Source organism: Paraburkholderia sp. Tr-20389 (assembly GCF_017104565.1).
Classification (GTDB): Bacteria; Pseudomonadota; Gammaproteobacteria; order Burkholderiales; family Burkholderiaceae; genus Paraburkholderia.
On sequence record NZ_JAAGPD010000008.1, the window covers coordinates 153,267 to 168,681 of the forward strand.

Annotated in this window: 6 protein-coding genes; 4 read left to right on the plus strand and 2 right to left on the minus strand. The window is 62.6% G+C overall.

All coding sequences use genetic code 11. The features are described from left to right. Window positions 1-32: 32 nt before the first annotated feature. From G3N95_RS12125 to G3N95_RS12140, 4 genes are read left to right on the plus strand one after another with little or no spacing between them, the layout of a single operon-like run. A complete protein-coding gene (locus G3N95_RS12125) occupies window positions 33-3,386 on the plus strand; it encodes a hypothetical protein (RefSeq protein ID WP_205970226.1) in 3,354 nt (1,117 codons plus the stop codon). 29 nt (window positions 3,387-3,415) lie between these two features. Next, window positions 3,416-4,666 carry a DUF4255 domain-containing protein gene (locus G3N95_RS12130; RefSeq protein ID WP_205970227.1) on the plus strand — a complete coding sequence of 417 codons (1,251 nt, stop codon included), beginning with the start codon at window positions 3,416-3,418 and terminating at the stop codon, window positions 4,664-4,666. 13 nt (window positions 4,667-4,679) lie between these two features. Beyond that, window positions 4,680-6,863, plus strand: a complete 2,184-nt coding sequence (locus tag G3N95_RS12135) for an ATP-binding protein (RefSeq protein ID WP_241018425.1) — start codon at window positions 4,680-4,682, stop codon at window positions 6,861-6,863. Continuing rightward, window positions 6,860-10,708 (plus strand): DUF4157 domain-containing protein, encoded by a 3,849-nt coding sequence (locus tag G3N95_RS12140; RefSeq protein WP_205970228.1) that lies wholly within the window; start codon window positions 6,860-6,862, stop codon window positions 10,706-10,708. The genes G3N95_RS12135 and G3N95_RS12140 overlap by 4 nt, the downstream gene beginning before the upstream one ends. 78 nt (window positions 10,709-10,786) lie before the next feature. Here the strand turns inward: G3N95_RS12140 and G3N95_RS12145 are convergent, their stop codons facing one another. Both G3N95_RS12145 and G3N95_RS12150 read right to left on the minus strand, forming a co-directional pair. Continuing rightward, the gene (locus tag G3N95_RS12145) at window positions 10,787-14,554 is read right to left on the minus strand and encodes a hypothetical protein (protein WP_205970229.1); all 3,768 of its coding nucleotides are present in this window, start codon (window positions 14,552-14,554) and stop codon (window positions 10,787-10,789) included. Then, entirely contained in the window at window positions 14,554-15,402 is an 849-nt protein-coding gene (locus tag G3N95_RS12150; protein ID WP_205970230.1) for a hypothetical protein, read from the minus strand. Before G3N95_RS12150 ends, G3N95_RS12145 begins: the two co-directional genes overlap by 1 nt. Between the last annotated feature and the right edge of the window lie 13 nt (window positions 15,403-15,415).

Below are 15,415 nucleotides of genomic sequence, written 5' to 3' on the forward strand. Positions count from 1 at the left end.
CACAACAAGGTCGCGTCTTTGTCGAACGCGACTTGAACGCATTGCAGGACATCCTGCATGAGCGCACCGACGAAGACGTGCTGGCGATAGTCGGCCCGTCCGGCTCGCCCGACGATGGCTTTGCGATCAGCGTGCCCGTCGTGAGCCCCGCGCCGCCTGCATCACCTGTGTCTCCGGCATCCCCTGCCTTGCCCGCTTCTCCGCCGCTTCCCGTGTCGCCCGCGTCCCCGCCTTCCGGCGGCACACGACTCACGCAGGCCTGGGACTTCGCCGTCGCCGCGGGCACGATGTATGTGGGCGGCCAGCGCGTCACGTGGCCGCCGACCGCACCGGATGCGTCGGCGCCGTGGTCGTATTTCACGCAGCCTGACTGGCTTGCACCGGACGATCCCCTGCCCGTGTTGACCAGCCCTGCTCGCGTAGTGGCCGAGCCGTCTGCCCGGCATGGAGGCATCGAGGCCATCTGGCTCGATGTGTTCGACCAGGAAGTCAGCGCAACGGAAGACCCCGACCTCAAGGAGGTCGCGCTCGGCGGCCCGGACACCACGGGCCGCGTGCGCACCGCGCGCCGCGTGCGGCGCACGCCCGTGAGCCACGCCGACTGCACCCGGGCATGGCTGGACGCCACCGCGTCATGGTCATCGCAGGGGCTCATGTTCGACCCCGATACCATGCGGCTCGAGCCCGCCGTCCGCCTTCAGGTCTCGTTCGAACAGGACCCGGCTCCGCCCAATCCCTGCGACCCCATCGTCAAAGGCGGCTATCTGTACGCTGATAACCAGCTGATCAGGATCAAGATCGTGCCGTCCGAGACGTCCGCATCGCCGGATACGTTCGTCTGGGGCTATGACAACGCGAGCTTCCTCTACCGCGTGTCGGATATAAGCGGCGAGGGGACTCAACTGCAACTCGCCGACACGCCGCCCGACGCCTATCACCGGCCGCAAAGCGGCCAGGCGATCGAAGTCTTGCGGACGGCGCACTTTCTCAACGACGCGGCACCATCCGCTGACGGCGGCGACGCCACGGTACGTTGCGTGGCCGAAGCCACGGGCGTGGTGCGCTCGTTGAGCGCGGCGTATGGCGCGATCGTGCAGGGCGGCCCGGCGAACTATCTATCGCTGAGCGAGGCGTTGCCGGCCGACTATCTAGACGACCCGAATCCGCTCTTCGTGCGAATCTGGCAAGCGAGGCAGACACTGCCCGCCGACGGCGGCAGCAGTGCGTTGCAAGACGCCACGAACGGCAGTGCGAACGGCGTGGTGCTGACGTTCTCCGGGATGGCCGGCGGCGCGCCCGCCGCGGGCGCGTACTGGATGATCGCCCTGCGGCCCGCCACACCGCAAACCGTTTACCCCGCACGGTTCGTCGACAGCCCGCAGCCGCCCGATGGCCCGCATCGGTGGGCATGTCCGCTTGCCGTGATCGACTGGACCGACGCGGGCAGTCCCAGCGTCACAGGCTGTCGTTCGACATTCCAGAATCTCGTCGAGTTGAGCCGCCGCAAGGCGGGCTGCTGCACGCTCAGCGTCAGCCCCCCCGACCTCGACGCAACGACGCTGCAAACGCTGATCGACACAGCGGCCCACACCGCGAGCCACATCCGGGTATGTTTCGAACCGGGAACCTTCGCGCTGCGCGATGCATTGCGCCTGACGCCGCTGCATGCGGGCATCGTGCTCGAAGCCTGCAACGGCGGCGCCCTGCTCACTCCGGCTCCGGGCGCAGACGCGAGCTTCTTTGCAGACGGACTGATCGTCATCGAGGGAGCGACCAACGTGACGCTGCGCGGACTTGCGTTTGCGAGTGTCGCGCACCCGCCATCGGCAGACGTGCGTTCGGGGATGACATGGCTCACTCAGGCGCTCAGCGTCGAGATCATGGCGCTCACGCGTAATGGCGTCGTCACGTCCAATCCGCTGTGGGAGTCGCCGGTCGAAACGCTGACCAGCCAGATCGCTCGTCTGGCTCTGCACGTATGCGTGCGCGCCGTCAGCGCGAGCAACCTCACCATCGACGCCTGCAACTTCGTCGGCGCGACGCCGGCGTCGCCCGGTCAGTTGAGCAACGCCTTGTCGATCGGCGTGCTCGCTCAAGGCGACTGCACCGGTTTTTCAATCGACGACTGCACGTTCGAGGGAACAACGCCGACGCTAACGCCTGGCCCGACGCTAGCGGGTTCACTGGACGTTTCGAAAACTTTGCAAACGGCTGTCGAGGAAGCGGCGCGCGGCGCGAGCAAAACCACCAGGCGCTTGACGCCAAAACCGGCCGTCCTCGATGAAGCTGCGAAGGAACCCGCGAAAGAGCCCATAAACGAAGCCGACGGCGCACAAAAGCCGAATGCCGACGTGAAAGAACCACTCGCCGGCGCAGCGGGCGTCGCAACCGTACGCGCATTGCAACTCGTTCCGGACCAGAACGAATTGATCCGCAATCTGCCGAGCCTCGCCGATTTCGTCCGGCGGCCAACCATGGCGGACGCACCGCCCCTCGTCATCAACGCGGGCATCCTGATCACCCCCTATATCACTGCAGGGGCGAAAGCGATGGACCCTGCCGTAGTACAGCCCAAGGCCGATGTGCCAGAAAATCTGCTACGACTACAGTTCGGATTGCAAGGTATCGTGGACGGCGTGCAAATCCGCGGCAACCGGTTCGAAGGACTGACCTGTGCGGCGCTCAGCATCGCGTCGACGGGAGTGGTACGCATCGAAAACAATCAGGTAACGAATTGTGCGGCTGGCTTCTGGATCTACGCGCAGTCGTCGAACTACCTGCAACTCGATCTGCGCAGTCCCGATCCACACACACGCGGCGCAGAGCAAATGTTGCTCTATGCACTGATGTTCGAAGAAACGCTGCTTGCCCTCTTCGCACCGATGTTGCTGAAACCGCCCGTGCGGGTCCGACCCGCGACCGGAGCGTTCACAGCTTCGGCGGTTCACGTGAGCGGCAACGACATCGACTGCACTCTGCGGCACGGCAGTCCGTTGCCGCAATGCTCCGCCGCGCTCGCTGTTTTCGCCGACCCGTCGGCCCAAAGCGGCCCCTCGGAGAGCACGCTCTCCATCACGGACAACCGGCTCAATACGAATCCCGTCGACTGGCTTCCGGCTGTCAGTGCGTTGTACACGGGCAGTTGCACGTTCACGGCCAATCACATCGCGAATGGCAACAACGACGGTGGCTACAGCTTGAGACTGCAGCCCACTTACGCGTCCGTTGCGCAAGTTGCCGGAAAAGGAACTGCCGGTAATTCCGGCGACGCGACGGCGATAACGGGCAATGTCATTCAGCGTGCGACCAATCTCGCTTCGCTGACACGCTCAAACCAGACGGCGCCATTGAACACGTGGATGCCGTTCAATGCGATGCGCAACTGATCCGGGCCGCCCCTCCATGCGAGATCACCATGAGCAATGCACTCGCCATCGCAAGCGTCACTGAGACGCTGCTTCACGTGCTCACCGGCTGCCTCGACCGCTCGGGCGTGAGCGGCGCGACCGTGACGGCCGTGCGCCCGGATCAGCCGTCGCAGTTGCCAAATCCCGGCGTCAATATTTTTCTTTATCAGGTCTCGCCGAACGTGGCGCTGCGCAACGCCGATCTGCCGACACGCTCACCGGACGGCACGCTGCTGCGCCGTCCGCAAGCGGCCCTCGATCTGCACTACCTGTTCACGTTCTACGGGGAAGACCTGACGCTGCAGCAGCAGCGGCTGCTCGGCGCCGTCGCCACGCAGATGCATGCGTTTCCCGGCTTGAGCCGTGACACGATCGGCACCGTGCAGGGTTCGGTGCCGTTCCTGAACAGCGCGGATCTCGACGCACAGGCGGAACTCGTGCGTTTCACGCCCATCAATTTTTCACTCGAAGAGCTCTCGAAGCTGTGGTCGTTCCTTCTGAAGACCGACTACGTGCTCTCGACCGCGTATCTAGCCAGCGTCGTTCTGCTCGAAACCGACGATACGGAGCCGCCGCCGCCGCTGCCCATCCTGAACTTCAATGTGTACGCAACGTCGTTCGCCCAGCCGTCGATCGAACAGATATTGCCTGACACCGGAACCTTGATCTTGCCGTCTTCGACGCTGATCGTGTCCGGCCGGAACTTCGTGCGACAGGAACGGGTGAACGGCGTGAACGCAACTGCGCCGGTGCAGGTGCTGATCAGCGGTGTGACCGCCACGCCCGGCAGCGTCACGCCGATGCAGCTGCGCGTACCGCTGCCCGCCGGGCTGCGCGCCGGCGCCAACACGGCGGAAGTGGTGCTCGGCCCCATTGCGGGCGGGCCTCCAGGAACGATCCAGTCGGGCCTGGCGGCCTTCGTGCTTCACCCCGTCATCCAGGATGGGGAAGCGGGCAGCCCGGCGCAGATCGCCGTCGAGTCCGCAGGCTCTCCCGACCGGGTTACCTTGACGGCCAGACTCAGTCCGACCGTCCAGGTTGGACAACGGGTTCTGCTGGAGCTGATTCCCCTCAGCAAGCCAACGGCCGTGCAACTGTTCGACGGCGGCGCCATGACCGTGGCAAGCGACTTTGTCAGTGTCACCTTCACGCGCCCTGCGACGGGCGACTATCTGGTGAGGCTGCGGGTCGACGGCGCCGAAACGCCGTTGCAGCCGGGCGCGGGCGGTTCGCCCGCCGGCCCTTTCGTCTCCCTCTGACGGAGCGATCGCGATGGCAACCGAACAGGAGTGGCTCGAAGCCAACCACGCGTATCTCATGCAGCAGCTTGCCCGCCTGCGCGCGCTGCTACGCCCTCAGGAACCCGCCGCGCCCGGCACCGGGATCGTCCTGCCGCCCGACGCCACGCCCCTGCAGGATACAGCCGACGCCGCGAAGCACTCCGACATGCAGGATGCCTTCGACGACCATCCTCCCGCGCTCGATACGCTATGCGAAGCATTCGATCTCTCGCCGTTCGAACGGGACATCGTGCTGATGTGCATGGCGCCCGAACTGAAACCCGAGTTCGCGGCGCTGTACGCAAGCCTGCAAGGCGACGAGCAGTTGACGCGCCCGACGTTCGGCATGGCCCTCGCGTTTTTGCCGCATGCATATTGGAACGCGATCGCACCGAACGGCGCGCTGCGCCGCTGGCGCATCATCGAACTGGACAACACGGCACGCGTCGCGTCGGCGGGCATGAGGCTCGACGAACGGATCCTGCATTACCTGCTGGGTATCGACGATATCGACGAGCGTATCGCCCATCTGGTCAGCATCTTGCCCATCGCTACCGCGCAGCGCCTGCCGCCGTCGCACGTGCTGACTCTCAGCCAGATCGTCGCGCTGTGGCGCACCGCCGGGACGCTCGATACCGCGCCCGTGGTGCAGCTTTGCGGTGACCCGGATGACTATCTGCCGATCGTGTCGGCAGCGGCCGCCGTTCAGGGCGTACGGGCCGCGCTCACGGGTGCGGATCGCGTTCCATCGAACGGCATGGAGCTCGACGCATTCGTGCGGCTGTGGGACCGCGAAGTCGTCCTCGATATGGGCGGCGTGCTCATCGTCGAGCGCAACGACATGACGGCTGCCTCCGAGCAACGCAATGCCATCTCGCCGCATGTCGCGTATCTGCTGGGTCACGCGCGTGGCCGCATCGTCGTCGCGGGCCGAGAGCGCGTGCACGTGCAGGGGCAGATCACCGTCACATTCGATGTACACCATCCGGATTCAGCAGAACAGCGGCTAGCGTGGAAAGCGGCATTGTCGCGGCCACCCGCGCCCGGCACACAGGCCGACGCGGCGGATGCCGCCACAGACGAGCGACCCGCTGACGCGACGGCTGAACCGATGCCATCCGCCGAAGCAAACACAGGCGAAGCGGTTGGACCTTTGACGGCTTCCGCCGCGAGCGGCGCTCAAGCGGCAGCGCAAACATCGCCCCCAGAACTTCCACCCGACGATACGCTCGATGCACTCGCGTTCCAGTTCGACCTGAGCCTGAACGGCATCCGTACGATTGCGGCGCAAGCCGTCGCAGGCGCTGGGTCTGGACGCGCGGCCGCCGAAGCTGCCTGGGATCTGTGCCGGTTGTACTTGCGCGACCGCATGGACGGTCTCGCGCATCGGCTCGAATCGCGAGTCGACTGGTGCAACCTGGTGCTTCCCGACGATCAGCTGAATATCCTGCGCACGATCGCCGCACAGGTCGGCCAACGCCGCACAGTCTACGAACGCTGGGGTTTTGGCGCACGCGGCACGCAGGGACTGGGCATCAGCGTGCTCTTTCACGGCGTCAGCGGTACGGGGAAGACGCTCGCCGCCCAAGTGCTGGCCAACGTGTTGCGTCTGGATCTCTACCGCATCGATCTGTCGTCGGTGGTCAGCAAGTACATCGGCGAAACCGAGAAGGAACTGCGCCGCGTATTCGACGCAGCCGAAGACAGCGGCGCGATCTTGCTGTTCGACGAGGCCGATGCGCTGTTCGGTGCGCGCAGTACCGTGCGCGACAGCCACGACCGCTACGCAAATATCGAAGTCAGCTATCTGCTGCAACGCATGGAAGCCTATCGCGGTCTCGCGATCCTGACCACCAACCAGAAACAGGCACTCGATTCCGCCTTCATGCGGCGCCTGCGGTTCGTGGTTCAGTTTCCATTCCCCGATGCGGCGCAGCGCGTCGCCATCTGGCGCGACGTGTTTCCTTCCTCCGCGCCGATCGGTCAACTCGATCTGGCACGGCTCGGCGGCATGAAGCTGGCGGGCGGCAACATCCGCAACATCGCGATGAACGCGGCATTCCTCGCAGCGCACGCGGGCGAAGCGATCGGCATGGATCACGTGCTCAGTGCCGCGCGAGCCGAATATGCGAAGCTCGAGCGGCCGCTGACCATCGCCGAAACGGGGATGCCATGATGAGCGGCGAAGCCAGAACAAACATCGCGCCCTGCCAGGCCTCCACCTCGAAAAGTACGAGTGCGGCGCCCGCTCCGTATCTGGCGCGCAGTGCGGCGCGGCTGATCCAGCGAACCTGCGCATGCGGACAGGCGGCGGGCGTGTCGGGCGAGTGCGCCGCTTGCGCCAGCACCCGGCTACTGCCACAGCGTATCCCCGGCGCGCCCGCCGCAAGCGAGGTTCCCGCCAGCGTCCACGCGACGCTGAGGACACCTGGCTCGCCGCTGCCCGCGTCGGTGCGCGGCGATATGGAGTCGCATTTTTCGCACGATTTCAGCGGCGTGCGCGTCCACACCGACAGCGCCGCGCAGCAATCGGCGCACGCCATCAACGCGCGTGCCTATACCGTGGGCGATCACATCGTGTTCGGCAGCGGCCGGTTCGCTCCCGACACGCCCGCAGGTCAGAAACTGCTCGGTCACGAACTCGCGCACGTCGTCCAGCAAGAAGGCGCAAGGACCGACTCGCCGCTGCACATCGGCCCGGCGAACGATGCGTTCGAACAGGCCGCCGATGCAGCCGCCGATTCGCTCGGCAGCCGCTCACATGCTCACGCGCAAGCGCCCGCCACGCATGCACAGACGGCAAGCGTGCAGCGTGCGCCCGCCGACGAAGCGCAAGCCGCCCAGGGCGAGCCGGGCTTCTGGGATCGCGTCAAGGACGCCGCATCCGGTGCAATCAGCGTAGGCAGCGACTTCTTCGTCTCGGCGGTGCATCGCCTAATGCCCGCTCCCGTCGCGGCTATCGTCGACGGAATCCGGCAACAGGGTGGCATTCTGAATTATTTGCGCAGCACGTTGAGCCGCGCATTGGGTGGAATATTCAGCCGGCTTCGCGAGGGCGAAGGGTTCATCCCCACACTGATCGACGGCTTTGAAAAGCTGTCGGGCAAAGCGCACGAAATCCTGGCCGCACTCGGCCATCAGGACTGCAAGCCGCTCTTCGACGCACTCGGCCAGCTCGGCGACATGCTGCAGAACATGGCGGGCGCAGCATGGGACAAGATCAAAGCCTTTCTTGCGCCCGTTGGCGACTTCTTCTCCGATCTCTGGAAGAAATTCGGCGCGCCCGCAGTCGATTTTCTGCAAAGCTACGCAAGCGATGTCTGGGATCAGATCAAGACGATCGGCAACGGCATCTGGAGCCTGTTCGTGGCAGCGAAAGACGCGCTATCGTCGGTGTTCTCGCCGTTCTGGAACTGGATCAAGAAAGAGCTCGGCATCGGCGATACGCCGGATTCGCAGGACGGCCTGCTGCAATGGGCCGAAGGCAAGATCGCCGACGCGTGGACATGGGTGCAGGCCCAGATCGCGCCCATCATCGCGCCGATCAAGCAGGTGGCGAACAAGGTGCTCTCGATCATTCCGCTCGACAAGATCCTGCACATGCGGGAAACGGTTCACGAGTGGCTGCAGCACGTCAAATCGATGGTCACGGCGCTGCAAAAGCCAAAAGGCGCCGCAGAAGAACAAGTGTCGCTGCGCGAGAAAATCCTGCCCGCCGTGAAGGCGCGCATCGTTTCGCTGGGCGCTGCGATCACGGGTGCGGGCGCCTGGATCGCGGACGGCATCGGCACGCTCGCTACCGACTTCACGGGCATGCTCGCGTCGCTCGCCAACAACCCGATGATCGGCAGGATTGCGGGGGCCGTCAACTGGCTCGGCGAGCGCGCCACGCAACTGGCGCAATGGGTGGGCGGCGGTGTAAAAGCTGTATTCGGCGTGGCGGGACAGGCCGTCGCGAAGCTCTCGGATTTCGTCGATCCGCTTTACGGCATGCTGCAAAAACTGGTGAGCGTGCTCGCCAATGTCGTGAAGGAGTTGCCGAGCCTGGTGCTCGGCAGGTTCTGGAATGCGATTCCCGCCTGCATCCGCAATCCCGTCAAGGATTTCATCATCGAGCACATATTGGGCGCGATTCCTGTCATCAGCACGTTCGTAAAGGTACCGGACATCTGGAAGAAGATCGAAAAGCTCGTGATGAGCTTTCTCGAGTCCGTGTTCGTCAAAGGCGATCTGGGCGGCGCCGTGATGAAGGTGATCCGTTTCGTGCTCGAAGCCATCGGCGTCGATGTCGACCTGATGCTGCGTGTCTTCGCCAACGCGATCGATACCCTCGACGACGTGATGATGCATCCGGTCGAATTTCTGAAGAATCTGTTCGGCGCGCTCAAGAAAGGCACGGGGCAGTTTCTGGGTGCGCTTGGCGATCATCTGATGAACGGACTGCTCGGCTGGTTGCTGGGGTCCGTCAAGGATCTCGGCGTCACGCCGCCGCGCGCGCCGCTCACGCTGTCCGGCCTGCTCGATCTCGCGATGCAGATTCTGGGTATCACGCGGGACAAACTGCGCAAGAAGGCGAAGGAGGTGATCGGCGAAAAGGCGATGGGCATCTTCGACAAAGCGTGGGAGTGGCTGTCCGCACTGATCACGGGCGGTTGGGGTGGCTTGTGGGAAAAGCTCAAGGGAAAACTGTCCGACCTGTGGACGAGCATCATCGGCGGGATAGCGGAATGGGTGTCCACCAGTCTGATCAAGGCGGGCATCGTCAAGCTCGTCGAGATGTCGAATCCCGCGGGCGCGATCATCGAGGCGCTGCATACCATCTATGAGGCGCTCACCTTCATTGCGTCGAAGGTCAATCAGATTCTTGCGCTGGTCGACAGCGTGGTCAATTCGATTGCGAACATCGCAGCGGGCAAGATCGATGCAGCGGCCAACGCGATTGAAAAAGCGCTGGCGGGCAGTGTTTCGTCGCTGATTGGTTTTTTTGCCCAGTGGCTGGGGTTTAGCGATCCCGGGCCCAAGATTCGTGAGATCGTGCTGGGAATTCAGGCGCGGATCGATTCGGCGCTCGACTGGCTGGTTGGACAGGCCATCGCCGCCGCGAAGGGATTGGCCGGCGCGTTAGGGTTAGGCGAGGAACCGGATAAGCGGACACCTGAGCAGAAGGCTAGCGATGTGCATCAGGGGCTGATAGAGGCGGACAAGTTGTGTAATGCGGAAAATGCCGACGCCGATACCGTTACGAAGCAGCTTCCTGTTATTCAAAAGCAGCATCGGCTCAACCAGCTATCTCTGACACCCCAGGACGACGGTACGTTCGTGCTCACTGCGGGCGCCAGTCCGAGCGAATCCAAAACGGAAAAGAACGTTGCGCCCGGGAAAGTCAAATCGATGGTCCGCTGGACTCCAGAGAGCGAAAACGGTGAAACGACGATGACCGCGACGCCGCTTGCATCGAATGATCTGGGCGGTGGAGCGACGCCGCAAGAGGAGTCGAGCGAGTGGCAAGGCGTGAAACCTGGCGTGCTGAAACGCCGGCGCCCGGGCGGCGGATGCGTTCGGCTATATGTCAGGGGACATCTGCTCAACCACAATCTGGGCGGCCCGGGCACGAACAAGAATCTCCGGCCGATCACCTACAGGGCCAACAGCAATCACCTCAAGCAAATCGAACAGCCCCTCAAGGATCTGATGGCCAAAGGTAAGCAGTCGAATGTCATCTACGTCAATTACACGGTCAAGGTTCTTCCGCCCGAGGGCGGGACAGTCCCTGAAAGCGTGGCCCCGGCGGAAACCATATTGACGCGGGGCTTCGATTGCGAGTGGTATCAACTCAAACCGAACGCGAACAAGCCGCCCGAACAATGGAAGCGGGATCCGGAAGGAGCGTCGAAGAAAGAACTCATCAAGAACGTGCCGGAATTTCCTTACGCGCCTGGATCGGATATGTCATTGCCGGAAGGTGCCGTGGAAGAGGCCTGTGATGCCGTTGACGATAAAGCAGCCAAGGGCAAAAAATAACGGCTCTTTTGTCCGGACGACAAGAACGTGGGGGCTTGCGCGAAGATTTGAAACAGGCAGGTCATTGCGGCAAAAAGATCATCCGAATGCGGACGGCTCGGTTGCCGCGATTTCAACAGTTACCTTCCCCAGGTTATCTGAGAGGAAGCTCCGCACGCTCTCACGCTCCATCTGGGTCGGACTTCCGTCCCACCACAGACGAATTTTTCCTGTCACCGCAAGCAAGCTCATACCAAGTGGCGGCAAAGAAGAAAGCTTCCAGGACCCCATGACCAACATCGTTGCACGCCGCTGAGGCGCAGTCCAACTGAGCGTTGCGTTGTAGGGAAAAGAGCCCAAGACTAGCACGATCGCGTCAACATACGATTCGCTCGCTGACCGCTCCTTCCCTTCTCCTTCGCCCGTCGTGCGCATCAGGTCATCGAATGCCATCGCAGCTTGCGGTCCGCAAGCATCAAGGAATGGCTGCAACAGATCACGGCGCAGAAGATGAAAGCCGAGCACCCGCAAGGCAAGCGCGAATTTTTCAGGCGGCAGCATGTCTTCCTTTGCCACGTTTTGCGGCCCCGATAAGCCGGCCATGACAACATTCGTCCAGTCCTCCAACGGTGGCGCGAACACACTGAACATGAAGAACCGGGCAGGTCCCTTGGCCAGGGCCCCGCATATGATCAGATCGACCTGTGCGGGCCGATTCAGATCCGATAAAAGTTCACCTCCGTGACCCATGATGAAATTCGTCCACGCCCGGTCAGCAATCGCGACCCAGTCCACCTGTTTTCTTGCCGTGATTCCGTTGTTGTACGAATCGTTGATAGTACGCGTAACATCTTCAACTGCTCCCGCTTGATCGCGTTCGGCCCAGTTCGTCGACTCGATGAGATTCGGGACTCTCACACGCAAATCCTTCCGAAACTCGGCGACGACGAGACGTACCCCCGCAGAATCCAGTTGCCGGAACTTGAGTCCTTCGGAAAGTGAATTGAGACTTCTATACATTTCATTCGGCGTCCTGGCGATGTCTCCAAATGCTGTGAGTTGCGCCGCAGTGCCGAGGACGAGTGCGATCAGATCCGTGTTTGCACGGACGATGGCGGCAAATTGATCTAGCGTGTTGAGATCGAGTTGCAGATCGGCAGGAACACCTTGCCCGTAGACCGCCTGATCGAGACGCACCTTCCCCGCTTGAACATGCGACCACGCCGGTGTCGTGGGCAGTACACTCAGCTGGTCGGCGAGAAACTGATAAAGGCGTCCACCTGTCGATGCGGGAAGAGGCTCATCAAAAAGAACCGGCCAAAGCTCCCTTTCAAAACTGTCCAGATACGTCGCAGATGCCAGCGACTGATCGCGCAATGCACGAAGCTGCTCTACTTTCGGCGCAGGCGGCGGCGCAGACACAGGTGGAGGCACGGGTGAAGGCACAGGCTCTGCCACGGAGGTCGGCGGCACCGGGCCTTCCGGCGGCACCTGATCACCTGCTTCCCGCTTGCACATCTTTATATCGGCACTGTCGCGCATCTTGCCCGATTGCCAGTACCGGAAGCCGAAGCAGGTGCCGGCCTCATCGAGCCTGATCAGAACGGAATCGGGACCTGACAGTACCGCATCGAGAACCCGTTGATCGGGTACGGGAACCCATCGTGCCTGACCGCCGGTTTGAGGGGTGGGTTGCACACTGATCTGCATGAACTCCGGAAACAAATCCGACAACGCTATCGCGAGATCCCGGACGACGGTAGAGAGTATCCGCTTGTCGTCGTCCGTCAACACAGCGGTGCGCCCATTGGCGGCATACGCGTGCTGGGTCGACGATTTACGCACTTCGCCAAGATTCATGCGCTTTTCCAGGTCCTTCCAGAGCGATTTGATCCCCTCTTCGCAGAGATCGATGTTTGCCGCGCCGCGCCGCCATTCACGCGAAATGTAATAGAGCGCATCCAGCAGCGTCAGGCGCATCTTGCCTCGCTGCATCAGCCAGCCAGTCACGTCGTCCTTATTCAAACGATGCTCGATGGCAACCTGCAGGGTCACGTCGATCTTGTATACGGGCAACGAACGAACATCGCCATCGGCAATCGACACCATGCCCATATCACTGCGGATCGCTGCAATTTCCCGGTTCAACGCGAGTGCATGCATTTGCGACCGATGCCGCAGCATCCATTTCAACACTTCGCAGTCGATCATCGCGGATGTATCGCCCGACGTATCGAACAGATTGGACATGTACACGTCCAGATCACCCGGTTCGTAAGTGACGAAAAGCTGATGCGAGAAGTACGAATAGGTCTTCGCATAAGCCTTGTTGCGCTCAGCCAGCGAAACGAGTTCGAGATAGCCGCGATCGGTCAGGAAACACGAAAACACATTTTCGGCCATCAACTTCTTCAGATGACGCACCATCGACTCGAGCCGCCACGACACTTCACCCAGCTTGTCCAGCTCATCGATCACCAGCACGGGCGCAAGCCCGGCGCTTATCAACCGTTTCAATAACGTCGGCAGCACGCGATCCAGCGTTCGCAACGAAAGATCGGGGATGAAGGTACGATCGACTTCGCGCTCGCGCCGGGTCATATGCGAAGACGAGTGTTTGAAGACAAACGAGGCTCCGATTGCAGTCGCGAGGCCCAGCAACGCTGACGACCATAGCGCGTGTTGTCCCGCAGCGGCGCCGCCCATGACGAGCACACCGGAGAGCACCGACGTGAGCGGTTTGACGACGTTGCCGTTCTGCCACGTGGATCTCAACTCCGTGCGCGTCTCCTGTTCAGCGCGTGCGGCATCTCGACTGCGCTCGTTGAGTTCGCCCGATATCCGCTGATGCGCCATACAGATGCCGTTGAGCGCGACCAGTTCGCGCGCGCCTTGATCCGCGGGCGCGTGTACGGTGCCTCCCGACCGCGCCGGCCCGTGCAGGATACCCGTCGAAAGCGCGCCGATACCCGCGTAGAACTCCCGCAGACGGACAGCGGTCGGGTCTTCCATCAGTTCGATTTCGAACTGGGCGGCGAGCTCAGGCCATTCCTGACTGTCCTGAACCAGTGCGCCGTCCGACGAGGAAGACGCGGGCGGCTGCACCGGGAGCGGCGCGGTGGTCAATGGATCGGCGGGCGGTATGACGGGAGTCATCGCTTCGAGTATCCATCGACGGTATGCTTCCGCGTACTCCCCGACCACCGCCCGATGCAAACCCAGTATCACCTGCTCTAATGCATGTTGCGCGTGCGCCTCGACTCCGTCACCCACTTCCTTCTTTTTCTCCGCCTTCTCTTTGTTTTGCGCGGTAGTGACGGCGTCGTAGAGTCCGCGTACGACCTGCTCGAAAGCGGGCTTTTCGCCGTTCGGTTGAAGCGTGTTGCCCAATGACTCGTTGGTGGGCCCTTCTGCACGGTTTATCGCGGCGGGTCGGACTACAGCGTCTCTTTCATCTTCGTTATCCGCAGCCTCTGCGCCGGATCCAACCCGGGCTCCAACGGGTTGATCGGGTCTATCTTCGAACCCAGACGGCTCATCACCTTCCAGATCGTCGTCGTCGGACACTTCACTCAACGACAGGAACAGGCTCGGCCCATGCAGATAGACTGCCAGTGGCCGCATTCGCGCATTAGTCGCCTTGCACTCCAGCGTCATCCGGTGGATGACGTCGGACACCATCGTCGTCTTGCCCGCGCCCCGGTGCCCTGCAATCAGGAACGAGCGCCCCTGAATCTGTCCGTTGCAATACCGTCGAAGTTCGTGCTCGAGAATCCGTCCCGCTTCAGAGCGGGCCGTGATTACCGACTCGTCCTCGCTCGGGTTCAGCGGGTCGCACGTCGGTCTGATCCGGATCACCATGATCATCACTCACTTGAGGTGTGCGCCGGCCGCGATGCGTGTGGCGCGGACGCCGCCGACGATGCCTCGGACGCTGCCGCGCCGTGCCGCCCGTCCTGCCCCGCAGCAGGCGCGAAGGCCATCTCCAGCACAACGATCCCTAACAGCACCGCGCCGCCGGTCAGCGCCAGAGCCACGATAAGCCGGATCAGCGCCGGCGAAACATACCAGCCCGAAGACGATGCACCGCCGAAGCCGCCCCAGTGGCGTCGGAACGAAAAGGAATCGGCTCGCTCGCCAAGCATGACGGTAAAAATACCGAGTGCGCCGCGTGCCAGGATCACCGTCGCGGCAGCGACCGCCCCAATCGCGATCAGCCTGACCAGCCCCGTCGCCATAAGTGGGATCACCTGTACGACGCCGGTGAACAGAAGCGAAACCAGATGCGCCCAGTCAGTCTGCGGTGCAACGGCCCGACCGCCGGCGCCTTCGTCTGCCTGGCTGGCCGCATCAGCACCGTGACTGGCCGCGCTATCGACGCGACTTGCACCGCTCGATTCCGCAGGTTTCGCACTCGCGCTGGAACCCGCCACATTGGATGCAGCAACCACAATGACGTCAGCCACACCTGGCTTCGCGATTACGAGTTCGTCAACAGGACGATGTGGCATCACGTCGGACGCCGCCGCCATCGGGTATACGCAATCCAACGTGACGTTCAGGTTGTCGATGTGCTTATACCGGCTCGATGCAGCGCGCGACGAATGCGTATCCGAGCGTCGTCCGGTGTCGACGCATGCTTGCTGCGCTCCCTGCATCAACACCTCTGCCGCGACTGCAAGCCGAACGGACGTCGAAAGGGGAAGCGTCAGCATCACCACAACCCCG